The organism is Rhodococcus sp. PAE-6 (assembly GCF_025290685.1).
Taxonomy (GTDB): domain Bacteria; phylum Actinomycetota; class Actinomycetes; order Mycobacteriales; family Mycobacteriaceae; genus Rhodococcus; species Rhodococcus pyridinivorans.
On record NZ_JAOCLZ010000001.1, the window covers coordinates 191,437 to 207,440 of the forward strand.

The following is a 16,004-nucleotide window of genomic DNA, read 5'->3' on the forward strand; positions in this document are numbered from 1 at the left end:
ATCGAGGAACGGCGCTACACACCTACCAACCGCGTGCCACCGGCGATCGGAAGCCGCAGACGAACCTCGGTTCCCTGCGGCTCGTTCGGAGAGAACTCGATGTCGCCGCCGTGACGCTCGACGATGTGCTCCGACACGATCAAGCCGAGCCCGGAGCCGTCCTGCTTCGCAGAGAACGCCCCTGAGACGAGTTGATTTCGCGGGGCTCGTTCCATGCCTCGGCCCTCGTCGGCCACCCGGATGCATGCCCAGTCCCCATCGCGGCAGGTCGTGACCCTCAATTCCTTCGTCTCCGTTGTGGGCAGGACGATCTCGTCGATCGCGTTGAAGCACAGATTGATGATGACCTGACCGATCAACACGCTCTCCCCCTGCACAGGCAAGCTCTCGACGGTCCGATCGACCACCACCCGCACGCCCCGTTCAGCCGCGCGCAACCGAACGAAATACAGGCTCTCCTCCATCACGTCGTTGAGATCGATGGCCGACGACGTCGATTCGATGCGCCGCACATACCGTTTGACCGACGCCACGATTTCCGCAGCACGGCTCAACTGCTTCTCCGCCATGTCCAGACCGTAGGAGAGTTGATCGCGGTCGAGAGTGCCACCGGCAACGCGCCTTTGGAGACCACGCAGGTAGTTCGACGACGCCGCCAGCGGTTGCCCGAGTTCATGGGCCAGGATCATCGCCATGTCACCCATCGCGTTGTAGCGGCTCAGATACTGCAGGTTCGCTACCTGGTATTCGTGGCGCTGCTCCAACTCGACGCGGTCGGTCACGTCCCGGATCACGAGCACCCGCGAGACCATGCCGTCGTGCACCACGTCCTCGAGCTCACCGGCGAGCCAGGTGACGCGGCCGTCCGGCCTCTCGATCTTCTGCCGGATCTTCACCGATCCGGTGCCCGACGCCAGCTTCGACACCACCTGCTCGGAATCCAGCGACGGATCGCATCGACCCAGGTCCTCGAGGTGGGCCCCCATCAACCGTTCGGTGGTCGAGCCGAACAACCGCGCCGCGAGTGGTGAGATGTCGTCGATGCAGTTGCCGTCGTCGAGCACCAGGATGCCGGCCGAGGTGTGCGTCATGATCCGCTGCAACGACTGCGACACCCAGCTGAGTTCCTGCTGGATCTCCACCTCCTCGGAAATGTTGCGGAACTCGACCATCACCACCGGACCGTCCTGGAACTGCACCAGGGACGCGTTGGCGTCGGTGAGGAAGTCCACTCCGTCCTTGGTTCGATATTTCCACTGCCGCCGACTCGATCCATGTACGACCGCGGACTGCAGCCACGCCACTCCCAGCGCCCGGCGATACTGACGTTCCTGACTGCTCATGTGGTGCGCTTTGAGCGGCCGCAACTCCTCGAGCGTGAAACCGAACATCCGGCACGCAGCGGGATTGGCCCACAGGATGTTCTTCGACGCAGCCTCGTGGATCAGGATGCCGGTCTGCGTTCGCTCCGCCATCGCCTGGAAGTCACGTCGGGTAGGGAACATCGATCAACACCTCCGGGAGCAGGACGGTCCATCGTCCGACGCGCAACGTCGTCACCGCCATTGGGAATTACTTTATGGCCTCGGGAGAAAGTCCCGATACCGCCGTAACCGGCTCGTCCATAGCGTGTTCATCAGCGCGAACACGTACCGAAACGGAGACGGCATGACCATCCCCAGCACGACCGAACGGATCGAGGCAGCGCCGGCGGGTCCGGCGCGGGATCGCGCGTTCGAGCACGCGCTCGAAGTGCTCCGCGACCGGCGCGACGAGTTCGACCAGCAACGCTTCGTACCCCCCGACTACATCGCATTGCTCAAACGGGCCGGACTGTACCGGGCATCCACGCCGGCACAGTTCGGTGGCGAACCGATGGCGCCGTCGTCCTTCATGCACCTCGTCGAACGGATCTCTGCGATCGATCCGGCCACGGGCTGGGTCGCCAGCTTCGGATCGTCGCTGGTGTACTTCTCCGCTCTCCCGGTCGCGACCCAGGCGAAGATTTACGCCGACGGCCCCGACATCGCCTACGCCGGCGGCTTGTTCCCCATGCAGGAAGCCGAGAAGGTCGACGGTGGCTATCTGTGCAGCGGGCTGTGGCAGTTCGCGAGCGGCTGCCGAGGCGCCGACATCCTCGGGATCGGTCTCGCCGGCGGCCCGGACACCAACGGCATGCCTCTCACCGCGCTGGTGAATCCAGCGGACGTCGAGATCGTCGAGAACTGGGACGTGGCGGGCATGGCAGCCACCGGCTCCCACTCGATACGCGCTGACCAACTCTTCGTGCCCGAGGAGATGACCTTCGTCCGCGGCGGCGCACCGAAAGTCGACGAACCGATCACCCGCTATCCGATGCTTCCCTACGCCGCGCAGGTGCTCGCGGTGGTCACGCTCGGAGCAGCGCGCGGTGCCCTCGACTACGTGCAGGAGGTCGGTGCAGCGCGCTCCAGCATCACCGGCGGTGCCGCCAAGGGCAACCGTCCCGCCTACAAGATCGGTCTGGCCAGGGCCGAGGCCGATCTGCGGTCGGCACGTGCATTCTTCTACGAGGTCACCGACGAAGTGTGGAGTCTTGCGCTTGCGGGCGATCCGATCTCCGACGAACACAGGGCGATGCTCCGCTTGGCAGCGACACATGCCGCGCATGTCGGTCGCACCGTGGTGCTGTCGGCCTTCGATCTCGCCGGCACCGGCGCGATCTACGACAGTCATCCTCTCCAGCGATATCTGCAGGATGCGCTCGTTCCTGCCCAGCACGCCATGTTGCAGACCAACACGTTCGAGGCCGCCGGTTCGATTCTGCTCGGTCTCGACTCCGGGATCCCCAGCTTCCCCTGATCGCCTCCCCGACCGTGCGAGCCCGCACGGATCACCTGACCGAAAGGACACCTGTCGTGCCCGAACCATTGCGCACCTTGTTCTGCATCGGCAACAACCAGAACTTCTTCGATCTCCCCAAGGCGGAGATCGGCCCGGTCTGGGTCGGCATCTCCACTATGCTCTCCGATCTCAAGCGCATGGACGGCGTCGACATCATCGGCACCTTCGACGACGACGCCCACATGGTCGGACCGTCCGATGGGTGGCCGTGGACGTGCTACGTCCTCGCGGACGTCAAAGACCAGGAGACAGTGAAGAACGCGTGCAACCTGTTACGCACCACCATGATCGGTGAGTTTGCATTGTGGAGGTATTTCAAGATCGAAGCTCGTATGGGTCGTGAGCTGACCATTCGGGACGACGTGGACGTGTAGACGTGACCGACATGTCGGACCGACTTTCCGCGCTCGAAGTCAAGGACGCCGCCCGGTCATGCCTGATGCGCTACATGGACCTGTGCGACGTCCCCGGTTCCCTGGAGCATCCCGAACAGATCGGCTCGCTGTTCACCGGCGATGCGACTTGGGAAGGCATCGGATCGGAGTACACAGACAAGTTCGGGATCGCTCACGGGCGCGAGGACATCGTCGCTCTGGTCTCTCGATATCTTCCACCAGCCGAACATTTCGTTCGCAACACGCATCTGCTCGGCAGCGAACGGATCCGGGCCGAGCGCGACAGTGCTCACGGTCGATGGATCATGCAACAACTGTCGCTGTACACGGACGGCACGGCCGAACTGCTGTGTGCCCGACTCGAGATCGATTTCGAGATCACCCGCTCGGCGGACATCACGGCCCGCATACACCGATTCCGCACCCAGCGCATGTTCGCGGCACCCCTGCCCATCGACGCGATGAGTCATCTGCACTGATGCGGATACCCGCACGTGACGAGTTCGAAGGAAGCAAACACATGACGACGATCGAACATTCGATCCAGAACAATTACGGGGATCTCGTCGGCACCGATCGGGTCGCCGGACGGCTCTACACGGACCCGGAGATCTTCCGTGTCGAGATGGAGAAGATCTTCTACCGCACGTGGGTGTGGGTCGCGCACGAGAGCGAGATCCCCGAGCCCGGTTCGTTCAAGACCACTCAGGTCGGGGATCAGCCGGTGATCGTCACTCGTGACCGCAAGGGAAACTTCAACACTCTCCTGAACCGCTGCCGGCACCGCGGCGCGACCGTCTGCGACCAGCGCAGCGGCAAGGCCAACGGCTTCACGTGCCCGTACCACAACTGGTCCTACGCTCTCGACGGTCGATTGCGCGGTATCCCCTATCCGGACGGCTACGAGGGAGTCATCGACAAGAAGGACTTCCCCCTCCAGACGCTGCGCACCGAGAGCTACCTGGGCATGATCTGGGCGACCTTCAACCAGGACGCCGAACCCCTCGAGGATTTCCTCGGTGACGCCAAGCTCTGGATGGAGCGTTTCTTCAAGCAGAGCAACGGACTGCCGACCAAGGTGCTCGGCGTCCACAAGTTCCGCTTCAAAGGCAACTGGAAGATTCAACTGGAGAACACCACGGACGGCTACCACTTCCCGATGGTGCACAAGTCATGGATGGCCTCCGTCGACGCGGAAACCGCCGACATGATGTCATTCATGGACGATCCGGCCGCCGAGACACATTCGCTCGGCAACGGACACAGCGTCGCGATCATGGCCGCTGCCCACGTCGACCTCGATATCGACGACGGCACCGAGGAAATCCAGCCACGCTTCCAGCATCTCGTCGACGAACTCACCGAGGCCGGGGAGAGTCCGGAGCGGATCCGTCGCTACATGCGCTCGATGCACGGCTGCGGGTTCAACCTCAACACTTTTCCGAATGTGGCGATGTCCTCGTCGTTCTTCCGGGTCTTGATTCCCATCTCCGTCGACGAGACCGAGATCTGGCACATGGCCATCGGCATGGACGGCGGCCCTGAATCCGTCAACCGGGAGCGTCTGCGTATTCACGAGCACTTCCAGGGCCCGTTCGGCTTCGGCAGCCCCGACGATGCGGAGGGTTGGACCCGGGTCCAGATCGGCGCCGGTGGCAATCCCGACATGCCCATCCTCGTCAACCGCGGCGAGGGGCGCGAATACCTCACCGAAGAAGGTTGGCCCACTTCACATGTCACCGACGAGACAGGAATGCGCGAGGCCTACGCAATGTGGAAGAAGCTGATGAGCGATGACTGACCTGAGCCTGACCGATCCCCGCGTGTTGCGTGCCATAGAACTGGTGTGGAAGGAGGCCGAAGCCCTCGACGCGAAGGACTACAAGTCCTGGGAACAGATGTACACCGATGATGGCATCTACGTGATCCCCATCGACCCGGACACGGATGACTTCGCGTCCTCGCTCAACATGGTCTACGACGATGCACGGATGCGCCGACTGCGCGTCCAACGCATGCTCCAGGGTTACTCGCCGTCCGCGGTCGCCGCAGCACGCACCGTCCGCGTGATCTCCCGCTTCACCGTGCAGGAGCGCACCGATACCTCGGTCACCCTCCGCTCGGCGCAGATCGTCAATGCCTTCAAACGCAACGAGTTCTTGACCCTCGGCGCGGATCTGACGCACACGATCGTGTTCGACGACGAGGGCGACGACAGGATCGCGCTCAAGGTGATCCGTCTGATCGACAGTGAGGACGCGGTCAGTGCGTCCGGCTATCTGCTCTGAGAGGCCGCCATGAATCCTCATGCCCCGGGTATCGCGGTCGTCACCGGAGCCGCCGGCGGAATGGGCACCGCCATCGCCCGTAAACTGCATACCGACGGCCGGCGGGTGCTCCTCGCCGACCTCGACACCGCCGCGGTCGACGCCCTCGCGGCGGAACTGTCCCCCGACGGGTCCACAGCCCGCGGCATCGAGTTGGACGTCGGCCGCAAGGCGGCCTTCGAGGAAGGCCTCGCAGTCTGTGAAGACCTGTGGGGCACGCCCACCATCGTCGTCAACAACGCCGCGGTCACCCGCGCGGCCGACCTGATGACACTCGGTGAAGACGAGTTCACGGACGTGCTCACCACGAACGTCAACAGCGTCTTCTTCGGCTGTCAGGTGTTCGGAGCGGCGATGGCCGACAAGGGATTCGGTCGCATCGTCAACATGGCTTCGCTCGCGGGCCAGAACGGCGGCACCGCCACCGGCGGGCACTACGCGGCGTCGAAGGGTGCGATCCTGACCGCCACCAAGATCTTCGCGCGGGAACTCGCCGCGCGAGGCGTGACGGTCAACGCGATCTCCCCGGGCCCACACGATCTGCCGGTCGTCCGCAAGACGGTTCCGGCCGACAAACTCGACGGCATCGTTGCCGGTATTCCGGTCGGGCGACTCGGCAGTGCATCGTTCGTCGCTGACACCGTCGCGCTGTTGATCTCCGACGACGCTTTCTTCGTCACCGGTGCCTGCTGGGACATCAACGGCGGCCTGTATCTGCGCTGAGCGTTCCATCCCTATCGGCCCGCACCCGTCGCTACACGAGGAGAACCTGACATGACACTCATCGACGTCATCGTCTCCGACATCACCCAGGAAACACCGACCGTCAAGTCGATCACGCTCGTGAAGGCGGACGGGTCACCGCTGGGTCCGTACCTGCCTGGCGCACACATCGACGTCGAGGGCCCGACAGCGATCACACGTCAGTACTCGCTGTGCAGCACCCCGGACGCACCGGACTCGTTCGTCTTCGCCGTCAAGAAGGAGGCGAACTCACGCGGTGGATCCGCTGCCCTGCACGAACTCTCTGTCGGCGACACCCTCCGCATCAGCACACCTCGGAACCTGATCGCCATCGCCGAAGAGGCACAGCACCACGTGCTCGTCGCCGCCGGCATCGGCATCACTCCGATGCTGAGTATGGCCCGCTACATGGACGTTCACGGCATCAGCTTCGAACTGCACTACTTCGCCCGCACCGAATCCGAAGCGGCATTCCTGCCGCTGCTGAACGACCGCTGCCCGGACAAGCTACATCAGCATCTCGGAGTGACGCGCGAGGCCCAGGAGCATGTCCTGAAGGACGAATTGGCCGAATTGCCTCCACACACTCACATCTATACGTGCGGACCGGCCGGGTTCATGGACAAGGTCTTTGCCGTCGCGCGTGAGCACGTCTCCCCCGACGCCATCCACCTCGAGAACTTCCACGCCTCGGAGCAACCCGACGCGTCGGCGAACGCCGCATTCGAAGTTGAGCTGGACGGAGAGACCTATCGGATTCCGGCCGATAAGAGCATCGTCGAGGTCCTCCAGGACAACGGTTGCGACGTCGACACCTCCTGCCAGGAAGGCATCTGCGGAACGTGCATCATGCAGGTCCTGGAGGGTTCGCCCGAACACCGCGACAACGTGCTCACCCGTGCCGAGAAGGAATCCGGGGAAGTCATGGCAGTGTGCGTGTCGCGCACGAGAGGGCAGCGACTCGTCCTCGACTACTACTGATCGACCGTGGTCAGGCTTCGTTCGGGACCTCTACGCCGTAGCGGAGGAGGTCCCGAACGAAGGTGCCGATGCTGTCGGAGTCGGTCTTGCTCTTGATCCGAGCCCGATGGACATCGACGGTCTTCACGCTCATCCCCAGCTTGCGGGCGATATTCTGGCTCGGCAGGCCTTCGACGACCAAGGCCAGGATCTGCCGCTCACGCGGCGTCAGCCCCTGGAGTTTCTCCCGCAGCGCTACGCGTGCAGCATGCTCCGCGAAACGCGTCCGAGCGCGCTCGACGCCGGACTGGACCGCGTCGAGCAGCCGTTGCGGATCGTACGGCTTCTCCAGGAAATCCATGGCGCCCTTCTGCAGCGTCGAGACGGACATCCTGATGTCGCCGTGCGCCGAAACGAAGATGATCACCACATGCGGCGCGAACTCGTTGATCCGCTCCTGCAACCTCGTGCCGCTCATGCCCGGCATGCGCACATCGAGCACGATGCAAGCGGGATGCGTGCCGTCGTAGACATCGAGGAAGACATCGGCACTGTGGCAGATGACCGGTCGGATGCCGATGCTCTCCAGAATCCAGTCGACGGAATCGCACAACGCTGGATCGTCGTCGACGACGTACACGGTGGCCTCGGACGCCGGCGCATCGTTGCCGGTCACATGCTCGGCCATGTCAGCTGTCCGCATCCCACGCTGCTTCGGCAGTCCAGTACGGAGCCCCGACTGCGCTTGTCTTCGGCTCCCAGTCGGTGGTGCGTCGGAGCAGGGGTTCTTCACGACGGACCGATACGTCGGCCGCTTCCGGTCCATCCGCCTCCACGGTCCAATGCACCCAGTTGACCTCGCGTCCGTACTCGTCGTGGACGAACAGGTCGACGTGATGCCATCCGTAGTTGAAGGTGTCCTCGTAGCAGGTGAGGAACATCCGATGGTGATTGACCGGGCGCGGTTTCAGCATCGAGAATTCTCCAGTCGTCATCAGGGGCATGGTCTTCGAATCACTCGTCCAGCGGGGGACTTTCGCGGAGAATTGCTTCGAGTCTCTCCCCGACCTCGAACAGGTCATCCTCCCTACCCGGCAGGCCGACGAGCTGTATTCCGAGCGGCAGTCCCGCAGTGGTGCGCGCTCCGGGCACAATCACCACGGGTAGGCCCAGCAACTGCCACGGGCGGCTGAGGATCGGCGAACCGGTCGCCGACAATCCCTTCGGCGCAGGTCCGGTCGCGGCAGGACCGACGATGAGGGATGATCCGTCGAGTATCTCGCCCAACAACTCCCGCGAGCGATCCCGTCGGATCAACGCAGCCGTGTGGTCGGAGACCGAGATTGTCTGTCCCTGCTGCAGCAGATCTCGGATCTGCGGGCTCAGATCGTCCCGCTGCCGTTCGAACTCACGAGCTCGGGTGCGTGCGGCCTCGAAGGCCATGATCGTCGCGTGGTCCTCGGCGAGAGTCTGCACGTGGTCGTCCCAGTCGAGCATTTCCGAATGCAGGCCCAGTCCGGCCAGAACAGACGGAAGACGGCCCAGCAGAGCGATCATCGGAGGGTCGAGATATCCGAGATAGCTTCCGCCCCAGACGAACGCACATTCCGGAAGACCGGACTGAACAGCGGCGGCTGAGCCGAGGAACGCATCGTGGACGTAACGCAGATCGGCGACGGTGCGGGTGAGCAGCCCCAGGGAATCGAGGGAGTCGCTCAGGCCGACAATTCCTGCCATCTCGGTACTGCCGTGGGCGAGAACCAGTCCGGCCGTGCCGCAATAGGACGCCGGTCGGGTCAGGGAACCCGCGGTCTGGGTACCGAGCGCCAACGGCACGGTGCCAGCACCGACCGCGGCGGCGGACCCGCTCGACGATCCTCCGGGCGTGTGCTCGGGTGCATGAGGATTGCGTGTGGGACCCGGACGGAAGTAACCGAACTCGGTCGTGACGGTCTTACCTTGGACGACGGCGCCGAGCGAACGCAATCGTTCCACGCAGGGCGCGTCCGCGACAGCTGCCGCGGCGGATGTGACCGGCGATCCCGCACGGGTCGGCATGCCGGCGACGTCGATCAGGTCCTTCACACCGACGGAAATCCCTCGCAAAGGCAGGTCTCGGCGGTCGGCATCGATCGTCGCGACGTCCTCGGCAGTAGTGCTCGACAATTGCACCCACGCCTGCAGTACGGGTTCCTGAGCGTCGATTGCCGTTCTGGCTCGGGACACGAGTTCCGTCGCCGTCGTCGAACCGGTCCGGACCGACCTCACCTGATCTTCGATGGACACGTCAACCACGGGCGCGTTCACATCATCCTCCTGCAGTCGCTGACCTCCCCATTCTGCCCAGGAATAGGACGTACCGACAGTAAAGGTTTCCCTCCTACCCGAGTGACGCAAGGCGACATAGGTTTTCCACACCGTTGGGCTTCCGATCACCAACGGAGCACTCGCCGCTCACTCCAGCCCCATTCCCAGCCCACAAGAAAGGCGGCCTCTCATGGCTTCGACCGTGGCGCCGGACAAGATCATCGATCCTTCCGATCCGAAGGCATCGAAGAAGATCGACTTCGGCAGAATGAACCGCAAGGCCTGGTTGATCACTGCACTCCTCGTTCTTTTTCAGATCGTCGCGTTCGCCGACAAGGCCGTACTCGGACTCGTTGCGTCAGAGGCGATCCCGGACCTGGGAATCTCGGCCGTCGAGTTCGGTTTCATCGGCAGTGCGTTCTTCTTCCTCTACGCCGTGGTCTCGGTCGTTACCGGATTTCTCGCAGCGCGGTTCTCGGTGCGGTGGATCATCCTGACGATGGGCGTCGTGTGGGCCGTGATGCAGTTCCCCATGCTGCTCGGTGGCGGCGCCGCGATCCTTCTGGTCACCCGCATCGTTCTCGGCGGCGCCGAGGGCCCGGCCACCGCGATGTCACTGACCTCCGCCCACTCCTGGTTCGAACCCCGACGTCGCGCGCTTCCCTCCAATCTTGTCGCTGCGGGCTCGACCCTCGGTCCGGTCCTCGCCGCACCTGCCCTGGCCTGGGTCATCGGTGCTTGGGGATGGCGCTGGGCGTTCGGTGTCCTCGGTATCGTCGGTCTGGTCTGGGTGATCGCCTGGTTGATCCTGGCCGGCGACGGGCCCTACGCGGGCCACGGGAAGAAGGATTCCGCCGGCAAGGATGCCCCCGAGGCGGATGCCGAGTCCGCTCACGAAATCGCCACGGATGATGTCGACAAACAACCGGCCGTCTCGCTCTGGCGGGCATTCGCGAGCTTGACTTTCCTCGCGGCGGTCATCGGCGGAGGTTCGAACTTCTGGGTGCAGGGGTTCGTGACCACCTGGCTGCCCCAGTACCTGGGGACCGTGGTCGGACTTTCGTTGCCCCAGGTCGGGACGGTCACCACGATTCCCTGGATCCTGGGGGCGCTCGTGCTTCTCTTCCTCGGATTCCTCGGTCACCGACTGATGCAGCGGGGATACAACGCGCATCGGTCCATCGCGATCCCCTTCGGTATCGCAGCACTCGTTGCCGGTGTGTGCTTCATCCTGGTCCAGGCGGCCTCCGGTGTCGCCGCCGTCGCGTTGCTCTGCATCGCCGCAGGTTGCAGCCTCGCCTACCCGATGACCGCCTCAGCGCTGGCATTCGCGGTCGGCGCACGGCAGCGTCCGATCATGATGGCCACGCTGGGCGGTGTCGCGTCGATCGGCGCAATCATCTCCCCCACCCTCGTCGGATGGCTGATGACGCGCGCGGGGTACGTCTCGCCGCCCTCGGGCACGTCCCTCACCCCCGAGATGGCGAACAACATGGCGGTAGGCGTACATCAAGCCTTCACGATCACCGGTGTCGTCCTGCTCGTCGGCGGCATGCTGTGCATCCTCTTCCTCCGCCCCGAAGCCCTTGGACGCACCCTCCAGGCGCGTCACCGCAAAGGCTGAACCGAGCCGGATCGATCGTCGTTCCGACCAAGGAGTGCTTATGTCCCTCGACACCGTCAGTATCGACAAGGGCCTGTTCCGCGAGGTGATGGGCCACTATCCCACGGGCGTTGCAGTGATCACCGGACGCGCCGCCGACGGCGAACTGCTCGCCCTCGTCGTCGGAACCTTCAGTTCGGTGTCCCTCGATCCTCCCCTGATCTCGTTCATGCCGATGAAGACGTCCCGGACGTTCGACAAACTCCGGCGGTGCGAGTCGATATGCATCAATGTCATCGGGGGCGAGCAGGAGGATCTCGTCGCCACGATCGCCCGGCGCTGGGAGAACAAGTTCGACGGCATCGAGTGGTTCACCTCTCCGTCCGGCAACCCGGTTCTCGATCAATCGGTCGCCTGGATCGACGCACGCGTGACGAACACGGTCGATGCCGGCGACCATTGGATCGTCCTCTGCACCGTGAGCGATCTGGCGGTCACCAACCCCGTGGCGCCTCTGATCTACTTCCAGGGCGGTTACGGCAGCTTCGTGAGTACGTCGCTGATGGCTCGGCTGCAGCACGAAATCACCGATTCGATCAGCGCGGCGGAATCCCTCCGCCCAGAGGTCGAAGCGCTCGCTCACTCGATCGGTTGCGAGGTCACGCTCTACACGACGATCGGCCGGGACGAGATGGCCCGAGTGCTGTCGGCCTTCGGCCCCGGCGTGGAACAAACGAACGGACTCGCACGACGTATCCCGATCGTGCCGCCGATCGGCGACAGTATCGTCTTCGACCTGTCCGAGGAGGAACAGGAACGATGGCTGTCCAGGGCCATCGGAATCGACGAGGACACCAAGCGGGTCTACCGCCGGCGACTCGGTTTCGTACGCGCCCACGGATACGCGCTTTCCCTTCTTCCTCGAGAAGGCCTCACCGCCTACGAGACGATGCGCGAAGCGACACGACGCTACGAATCGAGCCTGCTCACACCCGTGGAGGAACGTGACATCCGGACCGTGATCCCCGGGTCGGACGTCGACTATCGCGTCCGAGAACTCGATCCCGACGGCCTCTACGATGTCGGGTCCCTCGTCTTCCCCGTACGTGATCCGGAAGGCCTCTGCACCTCGACCTTGCGTCTGGCTCAACTCCCGCTTCGGAGCACCGGCGCGACGGTCGCTGCATGGGTTTCGCATGCCAGAAGCGTCGTCGCAGCACTCGAGGGCGATAGACACCCCCACGGTTCGTAGGCAGTCGAATGCACCTCTTGTGCCTACATCGCTCTCGAGGGAACCGCTGTGGACCGCCCGACGGACGGACTGTGCGTGATCGGACAAACGATCACAGAGAAGCGGTGTGGTCCTCGACGATTCGCTCGGCAACTCGGGCGAGGGCGACGTTGAGATCCTGCGAAAGTGTCCGCAGCATCACGAACGCGCGGGCGGCGTCGACGTCGCAGCGCTGGACCAGAACACCTTGGGCCTGGCCGATGGCGTCTCGGGTGGCCAACGCCGAGCGCAGATGCAGCTCCGCGCGTGCAGCCGTGAGCTCGGACGCCGCCTGCGCCGCCAATGCGATGCCCAGCGCCACCGCTGCACCGTCGAAAGTCTGCGGCTTCGATGCGAACAGGTTCAGCGAACCGGCGATATCGGTTCGGGTGTGGAGTTGGAAGGACAACACACTGCCGACCCCGACCAGCAGGGCTTCCTCGGTGAACTGCGGCCACCGTCTCTCGGACCGAAGGTCGCTGCTGTAGACCACGCTCGTGACCCCGGCAGCGTCGATGCAGGGACCACCGGCGTCGCGTTGGATCCGACCGAGCTCCCCGGACAACGACGATGTCGCTCCGTGCGCCTCGAATGTGTCCTTGCCGATGAGCACGATGTCGGCGCACTCGACCCCGGCGATCGTCACCGCGGCGGCCGTGGTCACCGCACGCAGTGCTTCACCGAGATCGTGCCGTCCGCTCGGCGGTCTTCATAGATCTCCAAGGACCTTGATCAAGATTTCGATCGATTCGGCCATGAAATGCAGCCTCTTCCGCCTGTTTCACGATGCCGCGCGTCAAGGCGAGAAAGTGTCGGGCAAGATGCCCGTACCGCCCACGCTACTCGTGATTGCCGACGTGGGGTGAGGAACACCTGCTGGGCGTCCTGCGGAGACCTCAGGACTAGGGGGTGCCGACCAGGTCCGGAGATCAGAGGGTGTGGCCGAGGATGTGGGTGAGAGCGATGAGGGCGGCGAACCAGATGAGAGTTCCGCCGAGTGTGGCGAAGTCTGTGTACATGAGTGGTGTCGAGCGTACGCCGGTTGAAGCATCAACCGGCGTATCGTTCGTCACAGCCTGTCGCGCACGCAATCGGCTTCCGCACGCGCTTACCTCCCTCGGGGAATAGACGGGGATCTGGTCGCGTTGTGCTGGGCGGATCGGGTGCATATTCGTGTCCCCCGGGCTCAACCCTTTGCCTTCACGGAAGTTCCGTTCGACTGGAGCCGTGTTGCGCCTTTCGCCGAGAGGCGACCGAACGCACCCGATCCCTTCACATTTCGTAACGCGAGTCGGCGCACTCCGCCACGCGAGCCTTCGCCACCGGATGCGCTTCCCGCACGGATGTGGCCGACCCGCCCCGGCGACCGAATACCACCGGGTTCGGCCACCGCTCCACCGGGTACCTCCGGAAGACACCGACAGGTTCGAAAGAACAGCAAGTGCAGGAGGACATGTGCCCACCAACTTGACCGCCACCGACCTTCGAGAACTCCTCGATTCGACGCTCGATGACCCCGCACTCGTTCTGGAGGAGGGACGCTTCCGCGTGGTCGGAGGTCAGGAGCTCACGGATGAGAACCGAGCGTTCCTCGTGGTCACCAGGGAAGACCTCCGCAAGCAGCTACCGCAGGATCGGGACCACGACGAGAGCGACCTGGAGCTACAGGCGGGCGTGCTCGGCTCGACCGTCGCGAACCTCGGCGGGTGATCGCCTTGTATCGGCTGCCGACCGGAACAGTAGGTGACACACTCGGAGAATGAGCGAAGAACCCACATCCGCGCCGGTCTGGAACTACCTGATGGACATGGATGGTGTTCTCGTGCACGAGGATCACCTGATCCCCGGTGCCGACGCGTTCCTGACCGAGCTCCGCGACACCGGTACGCCGTTCATGGTGCTCACCAACAATTCCATCCGCACACCCCGAGACCTGCGGGCGCGCCTGCTGCGCTCCGGCCTCGACGTGCCCGAGAGATCGATCTGGACCTCCGCGCTGGCGACGGCGACGTTCCTCGCCAATCAACGTCCCGGTGGCAGCGCTTACGTGGTGGGTGAATCCGGATTGACCACCGCGCTGCACGACATCGGCTACGTCCTCACGGACAGCGACCCGGACTACGTCGTCCTCGGTGAGACACGCACGTATTCCTTCGAGGCGATCACCACCGCGATCCGACTGGTCGAACGCGGCGCCCGGTTCATCGCGACCAATCCGGACCCGACCGGCCCGTCACGAGAGGGTTCGCTTCCTGCCACCGGGGCAGTCGCAGCGCTCATCACCCGCGCGACCGGCCGTGAGCCGTATTTCGTGGGCAAGCCGAACGCCCTGATGATGCGGTCGGCCCTGCGTGCGATCGGTGCGCACTCCGCACACACGCTGATGATCGGTGATCGCATGGACACCGACATCGTCTGCGGCCTCGAGGCCGGTCTGCAGACACTGCTGGTCCTGACCGGCATTTCGACCCGCGAGTCCGTCGAGCGGTTCCCCTACCGCCCGACCCGCGTCATCAATTCCGTTGCGGATCTCGTTGGGTCAACGGCAAATCCGTTCTGAAGAGTATCGGGGGTCCGAACTTTCGGCCGGATCCGATGAGGGTGGGCTTCTCATGCACCGAGAGCGAAGGCGACCAGGAATCCCAGCGAAGTGCAGATACCGACCCACCATCCGCCTTCTCGATAGGCTTCCGGCATCAACGAGTCGGCGATCACCGCAATGGTGGCGCCTCCGGCGAATGCCTGGATCAGCGGAATGCCCGCTTCCGGCAGAGAATCGGCGAACGCAGTGACCACCACAACCACCGCCACCAGCAGAACGGCCGTCACGCCCCAGATGAGCAGAGCAGAGCGATGCGACAGAGCCGACCGCATCGACGCCGCACCCGCCACCGCCTCGGGGATGTTGCCAACCGCCACGGCCACCAGCAACACGATTCCACCGCTGCCGGCTGCGAGAGCGGTCCCCAACGCAGCATTCTCCGGAACGCCGTCGAGGAGGGCCCCGAGCATCAGCGCCCAACCCAGGGCTGCAGGGCCGAGCATGTTCTCGATCACGCGATCGGCAACGACATAGACGACGGTTCCCAGCATCAAGGCCCCGCCGGCCGCCCACAACCCCTGGTCGGCGAAGGCCGGGGCGAACAGTTCTGTGGAGACCGCCGCCACCATGGCACCAGCGCCGAAGGCCATCAACCCCGCGAGCACCGGGCGGGGCAGGTCGTAGAGCAGGCCGATCGCAGCTCCGAGGAACAAGGGCACGGCGGTCCCCAGTCCGTACCACAGGGCCGTCAACATCGAACCGAACCCCCGCGTCGGCACCGTCCTCTACTCGTTACGCTCATGTGTACCTCTTCCGTCCCGGCGACCGGGTACCCAGGGACGTCACCACCGACCGACTCGGCAGGGTTACCTATAACGCGATGATCGACGATTCCGTCGGCAAGGACACGGTGCCCAGGCATAATTTGCTCGAATCAGCGAGTATCGGCCCACCCCATCGATGAAGCACCGAG

The 16,004-nt window shown here is 64.1% G+C and carries 17 protein-coding genes and 1 pseudogene; 11 read left to right on the plus strand and 7 right to left on the minus strand.

The window, feature by feature from the left end:
* Positions 1–14: 14 nt before the first annotated feature.
* Entirely contained in the window at positions 15–1,505 is a 1,491-nt protein-coding gene (locus NVV99_RS00830) for a PAS domain S-box protein (RefSeq protein ID WP_024101000.1), read from the minus strand.
* 163 nt (positions 1,506–1,668) lie between these two features.
* Between NVV99_RS00830 and NVV99_RS00835 the strand changes: the two genes are divergently transcribed.
* Genes NVV99_RS00835 through NVV99_RS00865 form a run of 7 tightly spaced genes read left to right on the plus strand, consistent with a single transcriptional unit; the run spans position 1,669 to position 7,330 of the window.
* The gene (locus NVV99_RS00835; RefSeq protein ID WP_024100999.1) at positions 1,669–2,841 is read left to right on the plus strand and encodes an acyl-CoA dehydrogenase family protein; all 1,173 of its coding nucleotides are present in this window, start codon (positions 1,669–1,671) and stop codon (positions 2,839–2,841) included.
* Between the two features lie 56 nt (positions 2,842–2,897).
* On the plus strand, positions 2,898–3,257 hold the full coding sequence (locus tag NVV99_RS00840; RefSeq protein WP_006552110.1) for a hypothetical protein: 360 nt from the start codon (positions 2,898–2,900) through the stop codon (positions 3,255–3,257).
* Between the two features lie 2 nt (positions 3,258–3,259).
* Positions 3,260–3,757: a nuclear transport factor 2 family protein gene (locus tag NVV99_RS00845; RefSeq protein ID WP_024100998.1), complete on the plus strand. Its 498-nt coding sequence runs from the start codon at positions 3,260–3,262 to the stop codon at positions 3,755–3,757.
* A gap of 41 nt (positions 3,758–3,798) precedes the next feature.
* Positions 3,799–5,079, plus strand: a complete 1,281-nt coding sequence (locus NVV99_RS00850) for a Rieske 2Fe-2S domain-containing protein (protein ID WP_024100997.1) — start codon at positions 3,799–3,801, stop codon at positions 5,077–5,079.
* Positions 5,072–5,566 (plus strand): aromatic-ring-hydroxylating dioxygenase subunit beta, encoded by a 495-nt coding sequence (locus NVV99_RS00855; RefSeq protein WP_006552107.1) that lies wholly within the window; start codon positions 5,072–5,074, stop codon positions 5,564–5,566. Before NVV99_RS00850 ends, NVV99_RS00855 begins: the two co-directional genes overlap by 8 nt.
* Positions 5,567–5,575: 9 nt before the next feature.
* Positions 5,576–6,328, plus strand: coding sequence for an SDR family NAD(P)-dependent oxidoreductase (locus NVV99_RS00860; RefSeq protein ID WP_024100996.1), 753 nt, complete (start codon positions 5,576–5,578; stop codon positions 6,326–6,328).
* 51 nt (positions 6,329–6,379) lie between these two features.
* The gene (locus NVV99_RS00865; protein WP_024100995.1) at positions 6,380–7,330 is read left to right on the plus strand and encodes a PDR/VanB family oxidoreductase; all 951 of its coding nucleotides are present in this window, start codon (positions 6,380–6,382) and stop codon (positions 7,328–7,330) included.
* Positions 7,331–7,340: 10 nt separating this feature from the next.
* Here NVV99_RS00865 and NVV99_RS00870 read toward each other — a convergent pair whose 3' ends face one another.
* The 3 genes from NVV99_RS00870 to NVV99_RS00880 are packed head-to-tail and all read right to left on the minus strand — an operon-like array spanning position 7,341 to position 9,616.
* The gene (locus tag NVV99_RS00870; RefSeq protein WP_016690744.1) at positions 7,341–7,997 is read right to left on the minus strand and encodes a response regulator transcription factor; all 657 of its coding nucleotides are present in this window, start codon (positions 7,995–7,997) and stop codon (positions 7,341–7,343) included.
* A gap of 1 nt (position 7,998) precedes the next feature.
* A complete protein-coding gene (locus NVV99_RS00875; protein ID WP_033098222.1) occupies positions 7,999–8,283 on the minus strand; it encodes a hypothetical protein in 285 nt (94 codons plus the stop codon).
* 40 nt (positions 8,284–8,323) lie between these two features.
* Complete coding sequence (locus tag NVV99_RS00880; protein WP_019289463.1) at positions 8,324–9,616, minus strand: amidase; 1,293 nt, start codon at positions 9,614–9,616, stop codon at positions 8,324–8,326.
* A 190-nt stretch (positions 9,617–9,806) separates the two neighbouring features.
* On the opposite strand from NVV99_RS00880, the gene NVV99_RS00885 reads away from it, so the two are divergent.
* Both NVV99_RS00885 and NVV99_RS00890 read left to right on the plus strand, forming a co-directional pair.
* On the plus strand, positions 9,807–11,240 hold the full coding sequence (locus NVV99_RS00885) for an MFS transporter (RefSeq protein WP_024100993.1): 1,434 nt from the start codon (positions 9,807–9,809) through the stop codon (positions 11,238–11,240).
* Positions 11,241–11,280: 40 nt separating this feature from the next.
* The gene (locus NVV99_RS00890; protein WP_024100992.1) at positions 11,281–12,471 is read left to right on the plus strand and encodes a flavin reductase family protein; all 1,191 of its coding nucleotides are present in this window, start codon (positions 11,281–11,283) and stop codon (positions 12,469–12,471) included.
* 91 nt (positions 12,472–12,562) lie between these two features.
* On the opposite strand, the gene NVV99_RS00895 is transcribed toward NVV99_RS00890, so the two are convergent.
* Together NVV99_RS00895 and NVV99_RS00900 are read right to left on the minus strand one after the other, a co-directional pair.
* The gene (locus NVV99_RS00895) at positions 12,563–12,811 is read right to left on the minus strand and encodes an ANTAR domain-containing protein (RefSeq protein ID WP_260782759.1); all 249 of its coding nucleotides are present in this window, start codon (positions 12,809–12,811) and stop codon (positions 12,563–12,565) included.
* A pseudogene (locus NVV99_RS00900) lies at positions 12,785–13,168 on the minus strand (hypothetical protein); the annotation flags it as partial. The pseudogene NVV99_RS00900 and the gene NVV99_RS00895, both read right to left, overlap by 27 nt.
* 776 nt (positions 13,169–13,944) lie before the next feature.
* Here NVV99_RS00900 and NVV99_RS00905 point away from each other — a divergent pair.
* Together NVV99_RS00905 and NVV99_RS00910 are read left to right on the plus strand one after the other, a co-directional pair.
* Positions 13,945–14,199: a hypothetical protein gene (locus tag NVV99_RS00905; protein ID WP_019289459.1), complete on the plus strand. Its 255-nt coding sequence runs from the start codon at positions 13,945–13,947 to the stop codon at positions 14,197–14,199.
* Between the two features lie 49 nt (positions 14,200–14,248).
* The gene (locus tag NVV99_RS00910; protein WP_024100990.1) at positions 14,249–15,049 is read left to right on the plus strand and encodes an HAD-IIA family hydrolase; all 801 of its coding nucleotides are present in this window, start codon (positions 14,249–14,251) and stop codon (positions 15,047–15,049) included.
* A 50-nt stretch (positions 15,050–15,099) separates the two neighbouring features.
* Here the strand turns inward: NVV99_RS00910 and NVV99_RS00915 are convergent, their stop codons facing one another.
* Positions 15,100–15,786 (minus strand): ZIP family metal transporter, encoded by a 687-nt coding sequence (locus tag NVV99_RS00915; protein ID WP_024100989.1) that lies wholly within the window; start codon positions 15,784–15,786, stop codon positions 15,100–15,102.
* Positions 15,787–16,004: the final 218 nt, after the last annotated feature.